Source organism: Chitinophaga varians (genome assembly GCF_014529945.1).
In the GTDB taxonomy this organism is placed as follows: domain Bacteria; phylum Bacteroidota; class Bacteroidia; order Chitinophagales; family Chitinophagaceae; genus Chitinophaga; species Chitinophaga varians.
On record NZ_JACVFB010000001.1, the window covers coordinates 943,548 to 961,976 of the forward strand.

The window sequence follows — 18,429 nt, forward strand, 5'->3', positions numbered from 1 at the left end:
AGCCAGCCATCAGCAGTGGCTGATGGCTGGCATAAACCGGAATTATGAGTTGAAATATTGGTAAGAGCCGGTAATGGAAATCAAATCATAACCTGAAGGATTGGGGTTATTGGAAGGAGAAGCCTGCACCATTTGATGGTGGCCGTTGCCGGTCCCACTCGGATTGGCGAAACCCACGAAATAGTAATAGCTGGAATATCCGAAGTTTACGTTCAGACTGGTCATTCCTTTTGATGCCGGCGTGTTCCAGAGAGAGACGGAATCGAAATTCACCGCGCCGGTGCATTGGTTATTAATTGATACCACATTGTCATCGCCATCATACATCCTGCCCCACCAGTTGCCGAAGTCCTGGAAATACTGTTGCGTGGAATTCCAGGGATTGGTGGTGTAATAACACCAGTCAATGTTGCCGGAATCCTGCTGCAGGATAATTCCCCAGTCGGTACTTAATACCGAATTAGAATATTGCGGGGTGAATGACTGGATACTGGACTTCCCGCCTTGTCTGCATATCAGTTGAAAAGGAACGCTGATGCTGTCCGGGATAGGGGTGGAGCTGTTGAGCGAGGTGGTGGGTGAACTGGCGTAAGCGTTGGTACAACCACTCAGGCTTTGTTTCAGGTGAAAGTCGGAATTGAGAAATACTTTTTCCCATCCGTCGTTGGCGACAATCCCGCCGTTGGCCGATGCCTGTGAGTACCCGTTTTGCACGACGATGATATTAAATTGTGTTTGTCCCCCGTTTTGGGTGAGATAAACATAATAAGTCTGCCTTACGACTACCTGCACGGTTTGGCCGCTTCCATTTTTGTATGACCAGAAATTCTGTGTATAACCGGGATTAAAGGGGAAATTCTGGGTAACGGGCGTCCAATAAGCAGAGAATGCTGCCGGAGGAGTCAGTGAATTAACCAGGTCTACCTGAAGCTGCATATGTTTTTTGATTTCTTCCTCAATTTCTTCTTCTGATAAGGAAAAAGTTTCTTTCCTGCTTTCCTGTGCACCTTTCTCTGCCGAGAAACTTTGGATGGTCGTCGGAATTTCTTCCGGAATGATGGTCGTAATAATGTGCTTTCTGCCGGGATGGCCGGGGATAGGCTCCTGCTTAACGGCAAAGAGCGCCAGTCCATGAGGAATTTCAAGGCCCGGGATAATTTTTCCCGGTTGACCGGCAGCGGTGTGTTTAAACGCTACTGTTTTCCCGGCTTCGAGTGCGGCATGTATTTCTTTTTCATTGACCGCTTGTTCCCGAATGTTGTAAATGAGCGTGCCTGCTAAGGCTACATCAGGAGTGGGGAGGGTGTTACTGGCTTTCATAATAAATGGATTTTAAAGTGAATGTTTATTTTGAGAGAATTTTTTTGTTAAAAACTGGGGATGATATGCAGGCTGGTGAGGACTTTATTTGTGGTGCTCCAGGTAAACCGGATGGTGGTCATGATCAGCGCTTTGTCTTCCCTGAACCATCGCTTAGCGATCGGCACCCGTTTTATTTGTTTGGGTGCCGGCGTGTTTTCACGTGTTGGTGCTATTTCTTCGCCTTCTCCTTCTCCTTCCAGCAGGGATGATTCGTTGTTTTCCAGGGTGGTCACGGCTTCCTGTTCTATGGTTTCTTCAAACAGGAAATAGGAGGCGGTGAGAGAGGAGAAGCCTGACGCTCCTGCCGTAGCAATGCCGAACACCACCGCAGAACCCAGTCCGGAAGTAACGGATTTACCATTCATCCAGTTGGTCAGCATTTTACCGCTGCCGCTGACAAGTGCCCCGGAGATCATGCCGGTCAATAGTTTGACGCCCATAGCGCCTACTGACGCTGCTTCCAGGCTGAGGGTTGAAATGATAGCGGGAGCAACGTACAAGGCTGCCACGCCGGCGGCCGCTCCGGTGAGCCCGCCCACGAGGAAAGCACCGCCCCATCCGCGGATGCCCCACGATTCTTCGGATGACTTCTCCCAGGATTTCTGTGTAATACCGTATACCAGGCCACCGATGCCGGCGCCGATCAATCCTGATCCGACAACGCCTGCCAGCGCTCCGCCGGTCATGATGATAGCGCCAATGCCTATGCCAATGGAGACAACGTCCAGGAAGGTCTGCCCAATGAAGTCCAGCCAGGAATGCCCGGAAGGATCTGTCAGTCCCATAGGATCACTGGAAACGTAAGCATACAGATTGTAGGTGTCCCGGTCCAGCAGTTTGCCACCAAGCCCGTCGTCAGGCGTGAGGAAATGCAATAGCCGCGGATCATAGTAACGGGAACGCATATAGTAGGCGTTGATGTCATAGTCAAATTCACCGCCGCCGAAATAATGACGGAAGGATTTGCTGCCCGTCCTTTGCCGTATCCCGCCAAACGGGTCATATTCCAGTGTGCCGGTGACGTTGCCGCTATCATCCAGCACTACGCGGGTACTGTTGCGATAGTCGTCGATATAATAGAGGCTGCCGGTAGCGGGAATGCCATCTTGTGGTGCGGGACTTCCGGAATCCACTATCGTTTTGGTATAAACGCGGGTGCCATAGGCCCTCACAATACAGGTGTGTTGAACGGCGCCGCCAGGGAACTGCACCACTTCATATTCCGGCGAGATGTAGTAGGTGGTGGTGCCTGACTCGCTTTTACTCAGCCTGGCGCCGGTATAGTCATACACAAAAGCCGAATTATTCGCAGATATGAGCTGCTGTTGGCTGTCATAGCTGTAAGTGATGGTTTTATTGTCGCATTGCAGTTGTTGTACATTCCCTGCGGAATTGTATTGAGCGGAGAAAAGGGTATCCCCGCTTTTTGGCGCATAGCCTTCATATTGGACCGTATGCCCGTTCAGTGTGGTGCAATTACCAGAGGTGTCATAGTCGTAAGATAACGACCCGACATTGTCTGTGGCGGATTGTAGCCGGCCGCTTTTATCATAGAGATACGTGTTGGGAGAAGAGAGCTGCCCCGTTTGTACGACTGCATCGGTGGCGTCGCGGCTGATGTTGTCGGAAAAAAGGGTTTGGTGGTTGCCGGTTACTTCACAAGACGCTATTCTGCCATAATTATCATAACCTAATGTGCCTGTTACGCCGTTATGATAGGTAATGGAAGCGGGGTGGTCGTTGGTATCAAATTTATCATATACTACCAACGCCGGCAGTTCGTCGCTACCGGAAGTAAAACCGGATTGTGTCAGTACACCGCTGCCATAGGTGTTGGTTTGTACAGCGCCATCGGGGAAAGTAATCGTATCTGTATGAGCGTCGGGCGTGTAGGTTTTGGTGATGGTATAGGTACTCCCTCCGGCGGTCACTTTTCTTTCGGTGACCAGTCCTTCAGCACTGTACCCGAATTCAAATTGTTCTCCGGTAGGTAGTGTGACGCTGGTCAGCATACCCGCGCCGTAAGCGGCTTTGGTCTCATCGTAGGTGAAAGTGGTATCTCCTTTGTCCGTTGTTTTTTTGATGATCCTGTGTATGCCATCTCTGTAGATAGTGGTGCTATTGCCGCCGATCACTTCTTTGATGGAGCGCTCACTATCGTTGTAGGTAATGGTTGTGGTAGCCGCTGAAGTGACGACCTGCACTTTTCGGCCCAGGGTATCGTACGTAATGGTCGTGTTATTGTTATTGGGATCGGTGACGGATATCAGCATCCCCAGGCCGTTATAGCTGTAGGTGGTCAGGCCACCGTCTGCGTCTTTTTTGCTGACCGGCAACGGACGTTTGGGACCATTGGCCCAGGTGATCTCCGTTACCCGCTTCACGGACGTGTCGGCGGCGGTAGTTATCTTTTCCGTGGTGCTGTTGGTATATTCTTTTTTGGTGGTCACCGCATCGTTGCCACTGTCTGCAGCGGGACTAACGTGGCTGGTGTTGCGGCCAAACTCATCATATGCCCATGTCATATGCTGTGGCGTTGCCGATTCAAAATAGGGCAGCGTTTCATCGGTTTTGAGGCCGGTTTCGTTATACACGGTATCTGTTCTGATGGTCTGTTTGCCGGATACGTCCGCATGCCTGGTCCTGACTTTTCGCTGGGCGCTGTCGTAGTATTCCTGCAGGGTTTTCCAGCTGTCGTCTTTCCACGATACACGTGTTTTGGTTGTCCGGCACAACAGCTTGTCGTCCATCGTCCAGCTGTACTGTGTTGTTTCCACCATGGATTGGTCCGGTGCTGTTTTGGAGATGGAAGTGATGCGGCCGATGCCATCTGTTTCCTGTGTGGTGACGCCGCCACTGGCTTCTGTTTTGCTTTTTAGCCTGCCAAACGCCGGTTCGTAGGTAAACTGTTTTGTCAGCGTAGTGCCTTTTTCCGGCTTCACGCTTCTGGAGGCAACAAACGTATTGAAACCAGTTTCTATCTGGATGTCAATCGTAAATCCGGAGGGATCTGTCTGGGAAGTGAGGTTGCCAAATTTGTCGTAGCCGAATGTTGTCGTCAGCCATACGCTGGCAACGTTTTCCCATATCTTATGGCTCGTCAGCTGATGCGTGGTGTCATCGTATTCGAATTGTTCTTTTTTGAGCGTCTTGCTAAGGGCGGTGTCGGCGTACGACTGATGGTCGGTGATGGCGCCTATGATCCACTTTGTTTCGTCGTTTTGGTATTGGCTTGTTTCTGTCAGCCTCGCAGCCAGCCCGTTTCCGTCGTGGTCTGCCTGGATAATGTTACCATAATCATCAAACTGCCGGGTGACGGTGACGGTGGTATCGGGTGATGTATCATCCTTCATGAAGTTGAAGTGCCGGGTGGTAATCGTGGCGTCCTGTATCTGCCACGAGTTTTTTTTCTGCGGTGTCTGATAGCTGTGCGCAACGGTTTTCATGTAGGTGTTGTCTTTGGTCCGTAAGGTGGTATGCTCACTGACCAGCTGCGTATTGGGAAACAGTTGCAGCATAGATAACTGTTCGGTGGTACCCATGCACTGATCAAAAATGCTGACGGTGCCAAACCCGAGCCAGCCTCGCCCGGAACGGTCTATCAGGGCATCTGCGTAGGTGTAGGTGGTGGTCCATTTATCTCCGGTGATTTCGTCTTTTTCGTACGACCGGACAACGTACTTCGGAATGGGCGTTCGCTGGAGCACATCTTTTCCGGCAACACTGCCGGGTATGGTGAAGCCTGACAGCTGAACATTATAGGAGGCGCCGCTCACCTTCGCATGGATGAGCCCCCGGGGCTCCATCACACCCGACTGGGACGGTGGCGTACAGGTGTACACGTTAGGATCGCTCAGCGGACTATAGGTAATGATGTATTTGGCGCCTACGCCGTCGGTGATCCCGGTTAACAAATCGGGATATTGTCCTCCGGGAGAGAGGGCGGTGGTGTTTTGCACATCATCATCCTGTGTCAGATATACCAGGTCACTGAATCCCCTTCCGTATAGATCAAGTGGCATCATTAAACCACCAAAGAGGGTACCGGAAGTAAACTGGTTGATGCCCATCATCATGCTCAGTTGTGCGTTGGTGATGCGTACCACGGAGATGTTGAGGTCGTAACCCTGCTGACTGGTCAGGACTATTTCAGGTACCGGCGAGGCGGTCAGCGAGGCGGGCATAACGGAGACGCCTGATGATAAACCGGTAGCAAGTTGATTACCGGCGCTGAAGGTCTGGCCGTTGTTGACAAGAATTTGCAGGCTCACATTATCTGATCCGGCCACATAGATGAGGTCTGTATTACCATCGGCGTTGATGTCCAGCGGAATAAGCTGTCCCCCTGATGCGATCGTATCTTTCAGTACATTGTCCACTTCCGTGAAGCCGTTTTTTCCTGATGAAAGAAACCAGGTAAACGAAAGGTTGTAGTTGTCCTCCGTTACATATAACAGATCTTCCCTGCCATCAGCATTGGCGTCCATGACGATCAGCGTGCCGCCATATCCGGCATTGAAGGTGGTGCCGGGTTTCCCTGAAGGATTAAAATTGGTGCCATCTGAGAAAAGTGCGATCAGTCCCAGGTTGTCGCCATCCTGATAGCTGTATACCAGGTCGGTCAGTCCGTCGCCGTCTACATCAGCAGCCATCAGGTTGCCGCCGAAAGATTGCGCGGTGGTCTGGGTGCTACCTTGAGAGAGCGTCCAGGAGCCATTTGAAGGCGTTGCGGTAAATAGTGTCAGGCAGAGCGCATTGTTATCCCCGGTGGCGTATACCAGTTCCATTTTGCCATCTCCGTTGGCGTCCAGGGGAATAAATTCACCGCCGTAGAGCAGGGTGGTGGACACCGGGATAGGATCTGAGAACTTGCCATTCAGCTGTGACAGGTAGATATTAAAACTGAGGTTGCCATTGGTATCACTATAGGCATTTACAAAGTCCACCGCTCCGTTGCCATTGATGTCCATCGGCATAAAAGTGCCGCCCCAGCTGACATTCTGGGTAGGAATGGTGGCTGCCGGCTGGTAATTGCAGGCAGCGTCCTGCCAGGAAAAAGTGGTGGATGGCAGCGCATTGCCGCTGGTGTCGGTCTGGGAAACGGCGGTGAGGCGGCTGCGTTTGGTGGACGCGCTGTATTCGTAGGTGAACGTGTAGGTAGTGACCAGCGTTTCATCGATGTAGGTGGCCAGGGAATGAAGGCGGTTGTTTATTTGCATCTCACATCCGGCAACAAAGCCGGTTTCTGTATCGTCCCTGTTTTCATAACTGAATCGCACGGAGCGCCTGGCACTTACCTTTTGGCCGCTATTGGCCGTATAGTCGATACGGTTAGGGAACCGTCGCCATCCTTTACCGGCGTTGATATAAGAGAAGGAGACGGTATTGCCCAGTGTATCGGTGATACTGGAGAGGTACCACGCCATGATATTGGGATTGTTATCGGCCGCTACACCCTGTGCATCGGCGGTGGCGCCATACTGATAGATCTTTCCGTCGTGCGCATACACGGTGAAGCTGTCAGGCCCCTGACGCCCGGAGGTGCTGCCATAGGTGGGCACCACTTTTTTCCACGACTGAATTTCTGTTTCATAAGTGGCCTGGGTGTCAAAATAGGAGTTGCCATCACGTAGTACTAAGGCGGCGTGATCTAACCTCAAACGATCAGTGTCGCTGAAGGTGATACCCGCTATAAATCCGTCGCGGGCGATGGTGGCGCCACATCTTTCGATCACGGAAATACCGTTGAGCTGGCATCCGATGCCCAGCGGTCCGTTGTCCCACAGGCTGCTGTAGTTGAAGCTTATATCGGGATGCATTTTGGCTATGCCCGGAGGAACATCGAATTTGAACGTGTAGTTGCTGCCGCCATTATGGTCAATAGAAAATCTGGCGGGAATGCTTCCTGCGTAATTACCCATTGTGATGCTGTTTTAGATGAAGTGTAAACGTTTGTTTCAGTAAGTCGATGACCTACCGAAACTGTCAAACAATAAATTGTATGGAAATCATTAGTTGGGTCCCGGATAGGGCAGGCGGAATGTAACTGCATGTGATATGCAATGATGTTACATCTCCTTCCTGACGGGTAGGGTTAAAGGGTGTTATCGGTTATTTTGAGTGATGTATGATGTCTGTGTCCTTTCTGAATATCCACAATTCTTCTTTTATTAATACAGGGTCCCGGTCATCGATAGTAAAGGTAAAAATGAGGGTGCATTTGGGTTTTGTTAAGGATCGGATTAATTGTCGTTGTGCTGCCAGAGTATAAGTGGTGTGTCTTTAACTAATTCCATGCTTAGGATGACTAACTTATCGGAAGTTAAGTATTTATTTTTTCTGTGTAAAATTTTTTTTACCGGAAAATTGCGTATCATAAAAAGAGCAAGGTGTGGCGTGCGGATGATCTTTCCATGATGGCATCAGCGGTTCAGATGAACGGATCGAAGATAACAGGCAGTTCCTGGTAGCTGTACACCAGCGTGCTGGGCGTTCTTACGATCGTTGCTCCTGGCTTTACCCGTATATGATGCATATGTTTGAGCAACACTTCGAAGGCGATACGTGTTTCCAGCTTTGCCAGTATGGAACCGATGCAATAGTGGATGCTGTGACCAAAGCTGAGTATTTTGGAATTGTCCCGGTTGATGTCGAAAACATCGGGTTGGGGGAATGCGGCGGGGTCCAGGTTGGCTGCGGCAAGGCAAAGGTTCACGAGGCTGCCGGCCTTAATAGTTTGACCACGAAGAAGAATATCGCGTGTTGCTCTTCTGGGCATCGCCATCACCGGTGATCTGAAACGCAACGCTTCTGTAAGCGCTTTGGGAAGATCAGCGGTATGAGTAGCAAGGTGCGCTTGCAGTTCGGGACGCTGGATAAAAAGATGAAGCGCTGTTGTGAGCCATGACTCTGTAGTTTCGGTTCCGGCACCGAGCAGTGTGATGCACGTGGCCAGTATTTCCTTGTCGGTCAGTTTTTCGCCATCCACTTCGGCCTGCAACAGATCGGTGATCAGGTCCTGCTGTGGCCGGGCCGCCCGTTCAGTGATGAGGTGAGACAGGAAAGCGCTCATCTCTCTCATGGTCTGGTAATATATTTCCATGCCGATCACTGTCGGATCGCCGGTGAGCGTTTTTGTCCAGAGCGTTACCTGTGGACCGTTTTCTTTGGGAACGCCAATTAAATGGGAGATGACGAGACACGGCAGGGGAGCGGCGAAAGCGCTGATAAAGTTCATCTCTCCAGATGCCAGCAACGGCGTTAACAACTGGTGGCATTGTTCGTACAACCATGTTTCCATTCTGGAGATAGTGGCCGGCGAAAAAGCTTTGGTGACGAGCGCGCGTACTTTTCTGTGGCGGGGAGGGTCGGTGGCGAATATACTCGCGCCCAGCAGGTCATCGCCGGTAGTGGGAAGGTATTCGCTGGAAAATGTTTCATAGTCGCTTAACGCCCATTTCACATCATCATAGGTATAAAGCTGCCATCCGCCTTTGGCGCCATAGAAGAAAGTAAAATCCGGGTCGAAGTGGACCGGATTTTCCGCTCGCATCTGGTGATACCAGGGTGCGAGGTCGAGGACAGTAACAGGGAGCATTTTGTTGTTTTCGATAAAAATAAACTGCGCCACTGCGGAAATGTTGCAAACGTTACCCTGCATACTGTAAAATTACCGCAGGAGACCCTTGCTCATACGTTCTTCTCCCGGAAAACCCTGAGAAGAAAAGCAGTGTGTTGCCTGGTTGTCCGGCAAGCTTCCCTGGACTTACTTTGTAGGCTGATAAACCACTGTTTTAACCCGGCAATTCACCGGAACCCTTCACTTCGTAAAAGAGCAGCCCGGAACGGGCATAGACGCCGATTCCGGGCTGCCTGACTATTCAACGATTACATCGGGACGATTAAGTCTACTGATCCGGCGCCTATGTTATCGGCGTCTACAACATACGGATAGCTGGCGAGGACGTTTGTCTTCAGATTGAGGGCCACAGAGCAGGATACTGTTTGTCCTTCGGTGACATATACCACCACAGAGCTGGACGGGCAGTTGATATTAACGGTGGTATCACCCCATACGTATGCCCGGGGCATCCATATCGGCAAGGCACAGATATCAATAAAGGCGCCTGAACTGGCGTGATAAAACCAGGCGCGTAAGGTGACATTGCCACTAACAGGGGGTGCTTTTTTTTCTGATGAAGATGGAGCGGCACTCAGTAACAATACTACGGTGAGTATACAGGTGAGTGTTTTCATAAATAATTATTTTGAGGTTATGAATGGTCCGGACTCCAATCTGGTGTGTATAAAGCTACAAAATGGGAATGGGATGCCACTGCAGCGAAATCCTGTATATATATACAGGCATAATAAGTTATCTTAGCGGGTGCCCCGTAAGGGAAAAGGATTGGTAACCATCAATAGAGCGCTTATGTCAGTAATAACGTTGCAGGAAATGATAGATCGGTTTAACAAGGGACTACAGCAGGAGATACAACGGCGGAAGGTACGACTGCCTTATGCCTGCTGCCTTTCTACCGAAGGGCTGGATGGCTTTCCGAACGCCCGTTTTGTGTCATTAAAAGAAGTGTATCAGGAACAGTTTGTGGTCACCGGCGCACTGAACTCCAGGAAAGGCGTTGAAATCAATCACCATGATAAAGTGGCTTTAACGTTTTGGTGGCCTGAAACAGCGCAGCAGGTGCGTATTCAGGGAGTAGCCACGCAGCTGCCCGAAGAAATGGCCGATCGTTATTTTGAGGAACGGAACCGTGAAAGCCAGATTGTGTCTGTCGTGAGCCGTCAGGGTGAGATGTTAACAGCGCCCGAAATACTGACGCAGGCGTTTGATCAGCTTGCCGATGATCAGCATATTACCACCATCAAACGGCCGGACGACTGGGGCGCCTATGGCATTGCTCCGGTGCGTGTGGAGTTTTTGGTATTTAGTGAATCCCGTTTCCATGACCGTACGTTATATGAACTGATAAATGGACAGTGGTCGGTGAAAAAACTGCAACCGTAGCAAAATATTCCTACGCCAGGTATTTTCGTATATACGTCGCTGTTGCAGTGTCTGAATGTTGCAGCAGATCGGCCACTGTTCCTTCAAAAGTAAGGTGCCCACCGTCTTTGCCGGCGCCCGGCCCCATATCAATGATCCAGTCGGCGCAGGCTATGATATCGAGATTATGTTCGATCACGATCAACGTATGTCCGGCAGCGATCAGTTTGTTAAACAGCGCCAGCAATTTCTCGGTATCGGCGGGATGCAGGCCGGTACTGGGTTCATCCAGCACCACTACCGAGTGTTGGTCCTTTAGTTGGGTACTCAGTTTCAGTCGTTGTAACTCGCCGCCGGAGAAGGTGTCCAGTCGTTGCCCGAGCGTGAGGTAACCCATGCCCAGGTCGTGCAACATGGTGAAGTGGCGACGGAGCTCCTGCTGCTCCGCAAAAAAGACGGTCGCTTCTTCCACGGTGAGGTCCATTACCTCAGCGATGGACTTATTTCGGTAATGGTATGCCAGCACTTCCGGCCGGAAGCCGCTGCCACCGCATACTTCGCAGGGTATCTCCACATCGTCCATAAATGCCAGGTCTATCTTCTCCATGCCCAGCCCTCTGCAGTTGGGGCAGGCGCCCTCACTGTTACGGCTAAACAGTTTGTTGCTGACGCCATTGGCACGGGCAAACAGGTTGCGGATGATATCAGAGATGCCGAGATAGGTGAGCAGGTTCGACTTGGAATGGCCGGCAATACCGGACTGGTCAATCAATGTGATCTCCGGATGCTGCTGTGGTAATATCTCGCTGATCAGCGTGCTTTTGCCGGAGCCGGCCACGCCGGTAACGACGGTCAGTACCTGTAGCGGTATCTGCACGGTAACATTTTGCAGATTGTGTAGCCGGGCGTTACGGATGGTCAGTGTGTGGGTGAAGGGCCGCGGATGCTGGTTGTATGTTTTGTGTCGCGCGAAATAGCCGCCGGTTTTTCCTTCGCTCTTACGCAGACCGTCAAAGCTGCCCTGGTAAATGATTTCGCCGCCGTGGGTGCCGGAGCCGGGGCCCATGTCCATCACATGATCGGCAATGCGGATGAGGTCCGGATCATGCTCTACCAGCAGCACCGTGTTGCCTTTGTCTCTGATCTTCTGAATAATACGGGATATATTGTCCAGGTCTTTAGGATGCAGGCCTATACTGGGCTCATCAAAAATATACAGCAGATTTTCCAGGCTACTGTCCAGCTGCCGCACCATCTTAATGCGCTGTGATTCGCCACCGGAGAGGGTAGGCGTTACGCGGTCGAGGGTGAGATAAGCTAAACCGATGGTCACCATGTGTTGCAGTTTTTTCACCAGTTCAGCGACAATGGTCTCGTATCCCTGGGCCTGTATGGGGCTGACAAACGCCAGTAGTTCATCTACCGGCATGGCGGCACAGTCGGCAATATCCCGTCCGCCTATTTTACAGGAGAGGACTTTTTCGTTTAGCCGTTTCCCGTGACAGGCAGGGCAGGACTGCTCCTTTACAATCCGGCTGATTTCTTTTTCGCGCAGGCGCAGCTCTTTGGAGTCTTTTTTCAGGATGTCCCTTTCCAGCCGGGGGATGATACCGGTATAACGCACGGTTTTGCCCCATTGGGGAGAGGGGTTGGGTGGTACATGCTCTTCAGCATGCAATAATATTTGCCACTCCTGCTCCGTATAGTCGGCGAGTTTTTTATCATTGTCAAAATACCCGGAGGCAGCATACCGTAGCCAGCGGTAGCCGCCGGGCTGAAAGGTAGGGAAGCGGATGGCCCCTTCATTCAGCGATTTGGAGGTGTCTATCAACCGGTGGATGTCTATCTGCCGTGTTTGCCCGATGCCGCCACAAACGGGGCACATGCCCTGTGGGTGGTTGAACGAAAAGATATTGGCGTAGCCTACGAATGGCTTGCCTACCCGTGAAAACAGCAATCGCAGCGAGGTGTAGATGTCCGTGGCGGTCCCCACGGTGGAGCGCACGTTGCCGCCTAAACGTTTCTGGTTAATGATCACCGGTACGTTCAGATGTTCGATGCTGTCCACATCCGGTACGCCCAGATGCTCCATCCTGCTGCGTACAAAGCTGTGCTGCATCTCACTCATCTGTCGCTGCGCCTCTGCCCCGATGGTCCTGAATACCAGCGACGATTTCCCCGATCCGGATACGCCGGTAAAAACGGTGATCCTGCCTTTGGGAATTTCTAACGTAAGGTTTTTCAGATTGTGCTGACGGGCGCCGGTGATCTTTATCGGGTTCATGGGTTAATTTTTATTAACTTTGTAAATAGTTAACTAAGTTAAATAATTTTAACTAATGGAAAAAGTACAAAAAGCCTTTTTCGATACCTATACCGATTTCCAGTGTTATGTCATTGCGCAGGTCAACAGCGGAGATTATAACGGGGTCGGCGCTACGCATTACAACATCGTGGAATACCTGTACCGCAAAGGCCCTGCCAACAGCAAAACGCTGGCACAGAAATTTCATATCAGCGCCCCGGCCATTTCCCGTCATGTAAAGCTATTGCTGGAGAAAAAACTGCTTGTTCAGAAGCAGCTGCCGGAAGATCGTCGGAATTTCCTGCTGGAAGTGACGAGCAAAGGAAAACTACTGGTTGACGGCTCGGAAAACCAACGCCACAGCGTTACTACGCGTATCAGCGGCATGCTGCCTAAAAAAGAACTGGAACAGTTTACCCGCATCCTCCGGAAAGTGGTAGATATACTGAAGGAAGAATAGGGGTAAGAAAGCGTTCACGTGTCATCTGGATATTGCCATCTGACATATGAAAATAAAAACTGTTAAGCCAATTGAATTTGAACGCTGGTATATGTCCGGTATACCCCCGGTTTTCAAAACCCTGGGCACGCCGCTACAGATATTCGATATCCGGGAGACAGCCGGGATGATCAGCCTGCCAACGCCGCTTTACCGGCCCGACTACAATTTTATCGTTCACCTCACACAGGGGCATGCCAGTCAGCAGGTAGACGCTGCGGTAAAACATATCGGCCCCCATGATGTCCTCTTCGTAAAACAGGGCAATGTAACCGCCCTGCTGGAAACCAGTGACGACGTGGAAGGATACGTGGTGGTGTTTGAAGAAAGCACCCTGCATCATCTGTTGTCCAAAGAAAAGCTGATACACCTGTTCAGCACCGGCACGGTGGTACACCTGCCCGATGACACCAGCCATTGGCTTACACCGCTCTTTGGATTGCTCACCCGCGAACTGTATCAGTTCACTCCCGACATCGGCATCTGCTACTCCCTCTTCCAGGCAGCGCTCATGAAAATCATCGCGGCTGATAACGGCCAACATAAATCAGTGACCCGCAGCAGCGAAATCACTTTTGCGTTTAAGGAACTGGTCTATAAACACCATGTGGAACAAAGAGCGGTTTCCTTTTATGTAGATAAACTGGCTGTTTCGGTGAACTATCTGAACCGCTGTGTGCAACAGACTTTAGGCACGGCGCCCAAAGAGTGGATCAACAAAGTGAACATCCTGCATAGCCAGCTTTTGTTACAGGATTTTACGAAAGATATTGCCGCTGTGGCTTTTGAGCTGAACTACGAAGACCCCGGTTATTTCGGTCGTCTTTTTAAGAAGATCACCCACCTCACACCTTCCGAATACAGGGCTTCTCTCGTGCAAAGTTTGTCCTGATAAAGGTAGATTCTGTTCTACAACAAGCGCCGGCCGCGGGCGACCTTCGTGTTATCAAATTAAAGGAAAACATGAAACGCTCATTGCATCAGTCATTGCTCATCAGTCTGTTGGTATTTTATTCGAAAGGTATTTTCGCGCAAACGATCAAAGATGTAGCCGGAGTATCGGTGACCGCCCATGGAGAAAGTCAGTTCAACGATCTCCCGGAGGGAAGCGGTCTGAATGGCAACAAATTTAAATACAATACCTACGACGCGTGGTTGTCGTTACCCCCCATGCACTTCGGAAAAACACAGCTCTTCACGAACATCCACTACCGCCGGATGGATTTTTCTTTCGACCAGAAAAATACCGGACACCTTTATCAGCTGGACAAAATTCATGAGGTGAAAGCGGTGATGATCGTCAGACATCCTATTGCGAAGAAATGGTCTGTTTTAGGGATACTCATTCCTACGGTGGCAGCTGATTTCAAAAGCGGGCTTTCTTCAGATGACCTGATCGTGGACGGTATCTATGGCGTGTCTAAAAGGTTCGGCAAAAAATCTAATCTGGAAGTGGGTTTCGGCTTGCATGTCATGTACTCCTTCCGGGAATTCCTGTTCACTCCCGGCATCTCCGTCGACTATAAAAGCAACAATGGCAAATGGGTGGGCCAGTTCTATTGGCCCCGGCTCAACGTGGTCTATAACCTAACGCCCAATACACAGGTAGGCATCGCAGGGGCCATCGACTGGACCCGCTATAACCTGAAGAACTATACGGACTTTGAAGGCAGGGAAATCGACTATGCGCAGTTCTCCACTATTCATGCCGGCCTACAGTTTAACCAGCGCATTTATAAAAACTTCTGGTTCCAGTTGCAGGGCGGTATAGGGCTGGCTGGCAGTTATAAACTCTTCAGTCCCGGTCATGACACCATCCGCAATTTCGGCATCGACAATACCGCCTACGGCAAAGCCATGATCACCTATCGGTTGAAGTAGCCACTGTTTGTGGGAGGAATTGTTTATTTTTGCCGCTGTTAACCACGGGCCATCCCGATAAAAAATGAACAAACACTCCGAATACGAAAAAATGCCCAAAAGTCTGAAAGGCCTTCACCTGTCAGAGAAAACGATGCAAGACCTCAATAAACTTAAATGGGCAGTGACAGAGAAAGTACATGGCGCCAACTTCAGCTTTGTGTACGAAGATCATCAGTTATCATTTGCCAAACGGAAAGCCTATCTGCAATGGAGCGACGATTTTTTCGGTTTCCAGGCGGTGGTGGCCGGTATGGAAGAGCGGATCGTTCGCCTCTTTGAGCAGCTGAGGCAGGATGTGCCGGCACAACGGTACATCCTCTACGGAGAACTGTTTGGCGGGAAATACCCACATCCTGATGTAACACCGGACCCACAGGTGCAGGCCATCCAGACGGGCGTGTATTACAGCCCGGTAGTGCGGTTCTGCGCTTTCGATATTGCCGTGGAAACTGCCGACGGCACTAAACGTTATATCGATTATGATACCGCGGTCACCTACTTCGAACAGTTTGGCATCTTCTACGCGAAGGTGCTCTTTGCCGGTAAGTGGAACGAAGCGCTGAATTTTGATACCCGCATTGTTTCCGGCATCCCCGCGCAGTTGCAACTGCCCGAGCTGCCGTTTAACCTGATAGAAGGCGTGGTGATCAAGCCGCTGCACCATTCGGGGCTCACTACGCTGGATATACGTCCGGTCATCAAGCTGAAAAATCCGGAGTTTGACGAGGAGCAGAAATTCCACGAGGCAGAGAAGTGGTCGTTTATCCCCGAGGTAACGTCCCGGTCGGAGCAGCTTTCTTTCCTGGTGGCCGAAATGGCGCGTTATGTCACCAGCAACCGACTGGACAGTGTCTTGTCAAAGACAGGCCGGCCGGATATCGCCAATCCACAACGGCAGGAGGAGATCAGACAGGAATTTCTGGAAGATGTATGGGTAGATTTCAATGAGGACAACGGCAATATCCTTGCTGATCTGGACGAGCAGGACCGCCGCTGGGTGAGGGAGCGTGTCGCTGCCCGCATAGCAGTGTTAATAGCTGAATGCCGGTCCTGAATTATTTTTCCCGGTTTTTTCTGATGAATTTCAGCAGCGGTTCTTCAGCTGCTGGTATTTCCTCCTTCCTGCTTTTGGTATAAGGTATCCCGCGGGGCGGCTGTTTTAAGTCCGGCCCGCCTTTATGGGCATACGGAAGATAATGGGGCGGAGGCGTTGGTAGCTGTCGCTCGCAGGCTTCCGAACAGAGATTGACTAATAAAGGCACCACATCGGTCCCTATGCAAAGGCTGATCCAGGCCTGATTGACTTCCTGGTAGGACAGTTCCCTGCGGCAGCAGCTGCAGCGGACCGTTTCGCTAAAGTACCGGACAGGATTGTCACGCAGGTCGGGAAAAGGTTTCCGGTGTTTGTAGTTCCCATATAAAGCACGGGTGCTTATTCTGCTGTCCCGGAGGTTTTTGCAGCGGGTAATTTCGTAGGGAAACCAGCAGAGATCATACGACGTATAGGGGTCGAAGTTTTCAAGTGCGCTCATTTCACCAATCTCCGGCGGAATTCGTTTCAGGTTGCTGCCATATAGCCGTACCCGTTTTACCCGGGTGAGCGTACCGATGGTTTCCGGCAGCGTATATATCTGCGCAAAAAGATCTGCTCCGAGAAACTCGCGGGGCGCGAACTCCTCCCGTTGCTCATCCGCCACGATTTTAATGTATTCACACAATTTCTGCCAGGCAGGAGAGTGCCTGTCTTGTTTGTCCAGTTTGACTTTCGATATGTTCATCCCGATATCTCCTTTGATCGTTCCAAACATACTGTTTTTTACGGGAAGCCTCCGGAGATGTTTCCCGGAGGTTTCCCATAAAAAAGATGGTTATTGTTTCACCATCGTATAGGTCAGTTTATCGCCTTTCGTTAAAGCGCCTTCCACATAATATACCAGTGTTTTACAATCGTAGCTGGCGATGGTGCCCTGTAGTTTGCCGTCGCTGGTGAGGGTATTGCCTTTCACTTCCCAGGTGCCGTGGTCTACGGTCTGTTCCTGGCAAACGGTGCCGGCGTCGTGGTAGGTATAGGTGCCGTTGCTTTTCAGCTCCATGATATCGTCCTTTTCACAGTCTTCCAGATAGGTGAGATAATCAACGGGCGTGGCGGTGGCACTTTCCCGGTATTGCAGGGCGGTCAGTTTGTAGGAGCCGGAAAGGCCGGTCACGCTGATATCACAGCCGGAAGGGCTGCTTTTTTCTTTTTTACAGGAAAACAGCAGGGCGGAAGCGATGAGTACAGTGGCGGTGCATTTGATGGTCATTGTTTTCATATATTTCGTTTGAGTGGATTTTACAGTAGTACCCCTGGTGCAGACCAAAGGGTTGGGGAAAAAAGAAAAAATATTTTTTTGGAGGATTACCCAACCTTTGACAAAAAATAAGGGTATTGATGTTGATATCCGTATATGCGGTAATTTTACATATTAGTATTTGTAATACATTAATAGAGCAGTAATAAGATGAAAAACGCGGTATTACTATTTAGCGGGATCTGTTTGATGGGTTGTGGCACCTCCATGAAACTGGCCGTGCCGGACAAATTCAAAGAGCAGGCCACCATGCAGCATGTGACCGGTGCGAGAGGCAACAGGATGTCGTTTGCTAATTTTACCACTTCAAAAATAAAAAGAGGGGTGCATGTCAGTTACCCGGGATGGGGCCCGGTCCATGGTTTTTTCTGGGAGAACCTGTTACTGAACCAGGCGGGCATTTCGAAATCTGAAACGGTAGAAAATGAAAAGGCGAAGTTCCGCTATGCCATTACCGACGGGCGCAACACCGTGGAGATATTTGCCCACGAACGGCAGATGACCAGAAAACATGAATATGAAACCACCGATAATCGTAATATATTGAGTGGTTTTGAAGTATTACAGGAACACCGGTATATTTTCTCCGCGTTGATCAGCGTAGATACCACACAGGAGAGTAAGAACTGGGAGCTGGTGATGACCAACATATACGACCGGAAAGAACAGAACGACAAGAACCCTTTCGCTTTTATTAAACAGGAAGACGAAGGGATGGCCACCAACGGTATTGACACGATCCATATCAAACCGCTCAGCATTAAAAAAACGGAGCTGTCCAACGGCAAAACAGGGCAGTTGCTTTTTAAGATGATGTCGGGGTATGAGCTCAGCACCAGGGACGGCGTGATCGCCATCATCGACCTGATTGACCGGAATGTCTGGTTTTATAATGAACTGTCCCCCGCAGAGAAGCTGAACGTGAGCGCCATTACCACCGCGCTGTTTGCAAGAAAAGTGCATGACACCAAGTGGTAGCCGGCCC

At 50.5% G+C, this 18,429-nt stretch carries 13 protein-coding genes; 6 read left to right on the top strand and 7 right to left on the bottom strand.

Annotated elements, in window-relative coordinates; translation table 11 throughout:
• Positions 1–42: 42 nt before the first annotated feature.
• The 4 genes from ICL55_RS03410 to ICL55_RS03425 all read right to left on the bottom strand — a co-directional run bounded on the left by ICL55_RS03410 (position 43) and on the right by ICL55_RS03425 (position 9,618).
• Positions 43–1,320: a hypothetical protein gene (locus tag ICL55_RS03410; RefSeq protein ID WP_188094632.1), complete on the bottom strand. Its 1,278-nt coding sequence runs from the start codon at positions 1,318–1,320 to the stop codon at positions 43–45.
• Positions 1,321–1,367: 47 nt separating this feature from the next.
• Positions 1,368–7,283 carry an RHS repeat-associated core domain-containing protein gene (locus ICL55_RS03415; protein ID WP_188094633.1) on the bottom strand — a complete coding sequence of 1,972 codons (5,916 nt, stop codon included), beginning with the start codon at positions 7,281–7,283 and terminating at the stop codon, positions 1,368–1,370.
• A gap of 509 nt (positions 7,284–7,792) precedes the next feature.
• Entirely contained in the window at positions 7,793–9,022 is a 1,230-nt protein-coding gene (locus ICL55_RS03420) for a cytochrome P450 (protein ID WP_188094634.1), read from the bottom strand.
• Positions 9,023–9,249: 227 nt separating this feature from the next.
• Positions 9,250–9,618, bottom strand: coding sequence for a hypothetical protein (locus tag ICL55_RS03425; protein WP_188094635.1), 369 nt, complete (start codon positions 9,616–9,618; stop codon positions 9,250–9,252).
• A 175-nt stretch (positions 9,619–9,793) separates the two neighbouring features.
• Between ICL55_RS03425 and ICL55_RS03430 the strand changes: the two genes are divergently transcribed.
• Positions 9,794–10,387, top strand: coding sequence for a pyridoxine/pyridoxamine 5'-phosphate oxidase (locus ICL55_RS03430; protein WP_223151290.1), 594 nt, complete (start codon positions 9,794–9,796; stop codon positions 10,385–10,387).
• 10 nt (positions 10,388–10,397) lie between these two features.
• Here the strand turns inward: ICL55_RS03430 and ICL55_RS03435 are convergent, their stop codons facing one another.
• Positions 10,398–12,650 (bottom strand): ATP-binding cassette domain-containing protein, encoded by a 2,253-nt coding sequence (locus ICL55_RS03435; protein ID WP_188094636.1) that lies wholly within the window; start codon positions 12,648–12,650, stop codon positions 10,398–10,400.
• A gap of 55 nt (positions 12,651–12,705) precedes the next feature.
• Here ICL55_RS03435 and ICL55_RS03440 point away from each other — a divergent pair, with 55 nt between their 5' ends.
• From ICL55_RS03440 to ICL55_RS03455, 4 genes are all read left to right on the top strand, one after another.
• The gene (locus ICL55_RS03440; RefSeq protein WP_188094637.1) at positions 12,706–13,131 is read left to right on the top strand and encodes a MarR family winged helix-turn-helix transcriptional regulator; all 426 of its coding nucleotides are present in this window, start codon (positions 12,706–12,708) and stop codon (positions 13,129–13,131) included.
• 91 nt (positions 13,132–13,222) lie between these two features.
• Positions 13,223–14,062, top strand: coding sequence for an AraC family transcriptional regulator (locus tag ICL55_RS03445; protein WP_188094638.1), 840 nt, complete (start codon positions 13,223–13,225; stop codon positions 14,060–14,062).
• 71 nt (positions 14,063–14,133) lie between these two features.
• Entirely contained in the window at positions 14,134–15,051 is a 918-nt protein-coding gene (locus tag ICL55_RS03450; protein ID WP_223151292.1) for a DUF6268 family outer membrane beta-barrel protein, read from the top strand.
• Positions 15,052–15,115: 64 nt separating this feature from the next.
• Positions 15,116–16,147, top strand: a complete 1,032-nt coding sequence (locus ICL55_RS03455; protein ID WP_188094639.1) for an RNA ligase family protein — start codon at positions 15,116–15,118, stop codon at positions 16,145–16,147.
• A 1-nt stretch (position 16,148) separates the two neighbouring features.
• Here ICL55_RS03455 and ICL55_RS03460 read toward each other — a convergent pair whose 3' ends face one another.
• A complete protein-coding gene (locus ICL55_RS03460) occupies positions 16,149–16,901 on the bottom strand; it encodes a leucine-rich repeat domain-containing protein (RefSeq protein WP_188094640.1) in 753 nt (250 codons plus the stop codon).
• Positions 16,902–16,961: 60 nt separating this feature from the next.
• The gene (locus ICL55_RS03465) at positions 16,962–17,405 is read right to left on the bottom strand and encodes a lipocalin-like domain-containing protein (RefSeq protein ID WP_188094641.1); all 444 of its coding nucleotides are present in this window, start codon (positions 17,403–17,405) and stop codon (positions 16,962–16,964) included.
• A 189-nt stretch (positions 17,406–17,594) separates the two neighbouring features.
• Between ICL55_RS03465 and ICL55_RS03470 the strand changes: the two genes are divergently transcribed.
• A complete protein-coding gene (locus ICL55_RS03470; protein WP_188094642.1) occupies positions 17,595–18,422 on the top strand; it encodes a hypothetical protein in 828 nt (275 codons plus the stop codon).
• Positions 18,423–18,429 lie beyond the last annotated feature (7 nt).

Coding starts and splice junctions, on each gene's coding strand:
- ICL55_RS03410 (WP_188094632.1), bottom strand. CDS start 1,320: ATGAAAGCCAGTAACACCCTCCCCACTCCTGATGTAGCCTTAGCAGGC.
- ICL55_RS03415 (WP_188094633.1), bottom strand. CDS start 7,283: ATGGGTAATTACGCAGGAAGCATTCCCGCCAGATTTTCTATTGACCAT.
- ICL55_RS03420 (WP_188094634.1), bottom strand. CDS start 9,022: ATGCAGGGTAACGTTTGCAACATTTCCGCAGTGGCGCAGTTTATTTTT.
- ICL55_RS03425 (WP_188094635.1), bottom strand. CDS start 9,618: ATGAAAACACTCACCTGTATACTCACCGTAGTATTGTTACTGAGTGCC.
- ICL55_RS03430 (WP_223151290.1), top strand. CDS start 9,794: ATGTCAGTAATAACGTTGCAGGAAATGATAGATCGGTTTAACAAGGGA.
- ICL55_RS03435 (WP_188094636.1), bottom strand. CDS start 12,650: ATGAACCCGATAAAGATCACCGGCGCCCGTCAGCACAATCTGAAAAAC.
- ICL55_RS03440 (WP_188094637.1), top strand. CDS start 12,706: ATGGAAAAAGTACAAAAAGCCTTTTTCGATACCTATACCGATTTCCAG.
- ICL55_RS03445 (WP_188094638.1), top strand. CDS start 13,223: ATGTCCGGTATACCCCCGGTTTTCAAAACCCTGGGCACGCCGCTACAG.
- ICL55_RS03450 (WP_223151292.1), top strand. CDS start 14,134: ATGAAACGCTCATTGCATCAGTCATTGCTCATCAGTCTGTTGGTATTT.
- ICL55_RS03455 (WP_188094639.1), top strand. CDS start 15,116: ATGAACAAACACTCCGAATACGAAAAAATGCCCAAAAGTCTGAAAGGC.
- ICL55_RS03460 (WP_188094640.1), bottom strand. CDS start 16,901: ATGTTTGGAACGATCAAAGGAGATATCGGGATGAACATATCGAAAGTC.
- ICL55_RS03465 (WP_188094641.1), bottom strand. CDS start 17,405: ATGAAAACAATGACCATCAAATGCACCGCCACTGTACTCATCGCTTCC.
- ICL55_RS03470 (WP_188094642.1), top strand. CDS start 17,595: ATGAAAAACGCGGTATTACTATTTAGCGGGATCTGTTTGATGGGTTGT.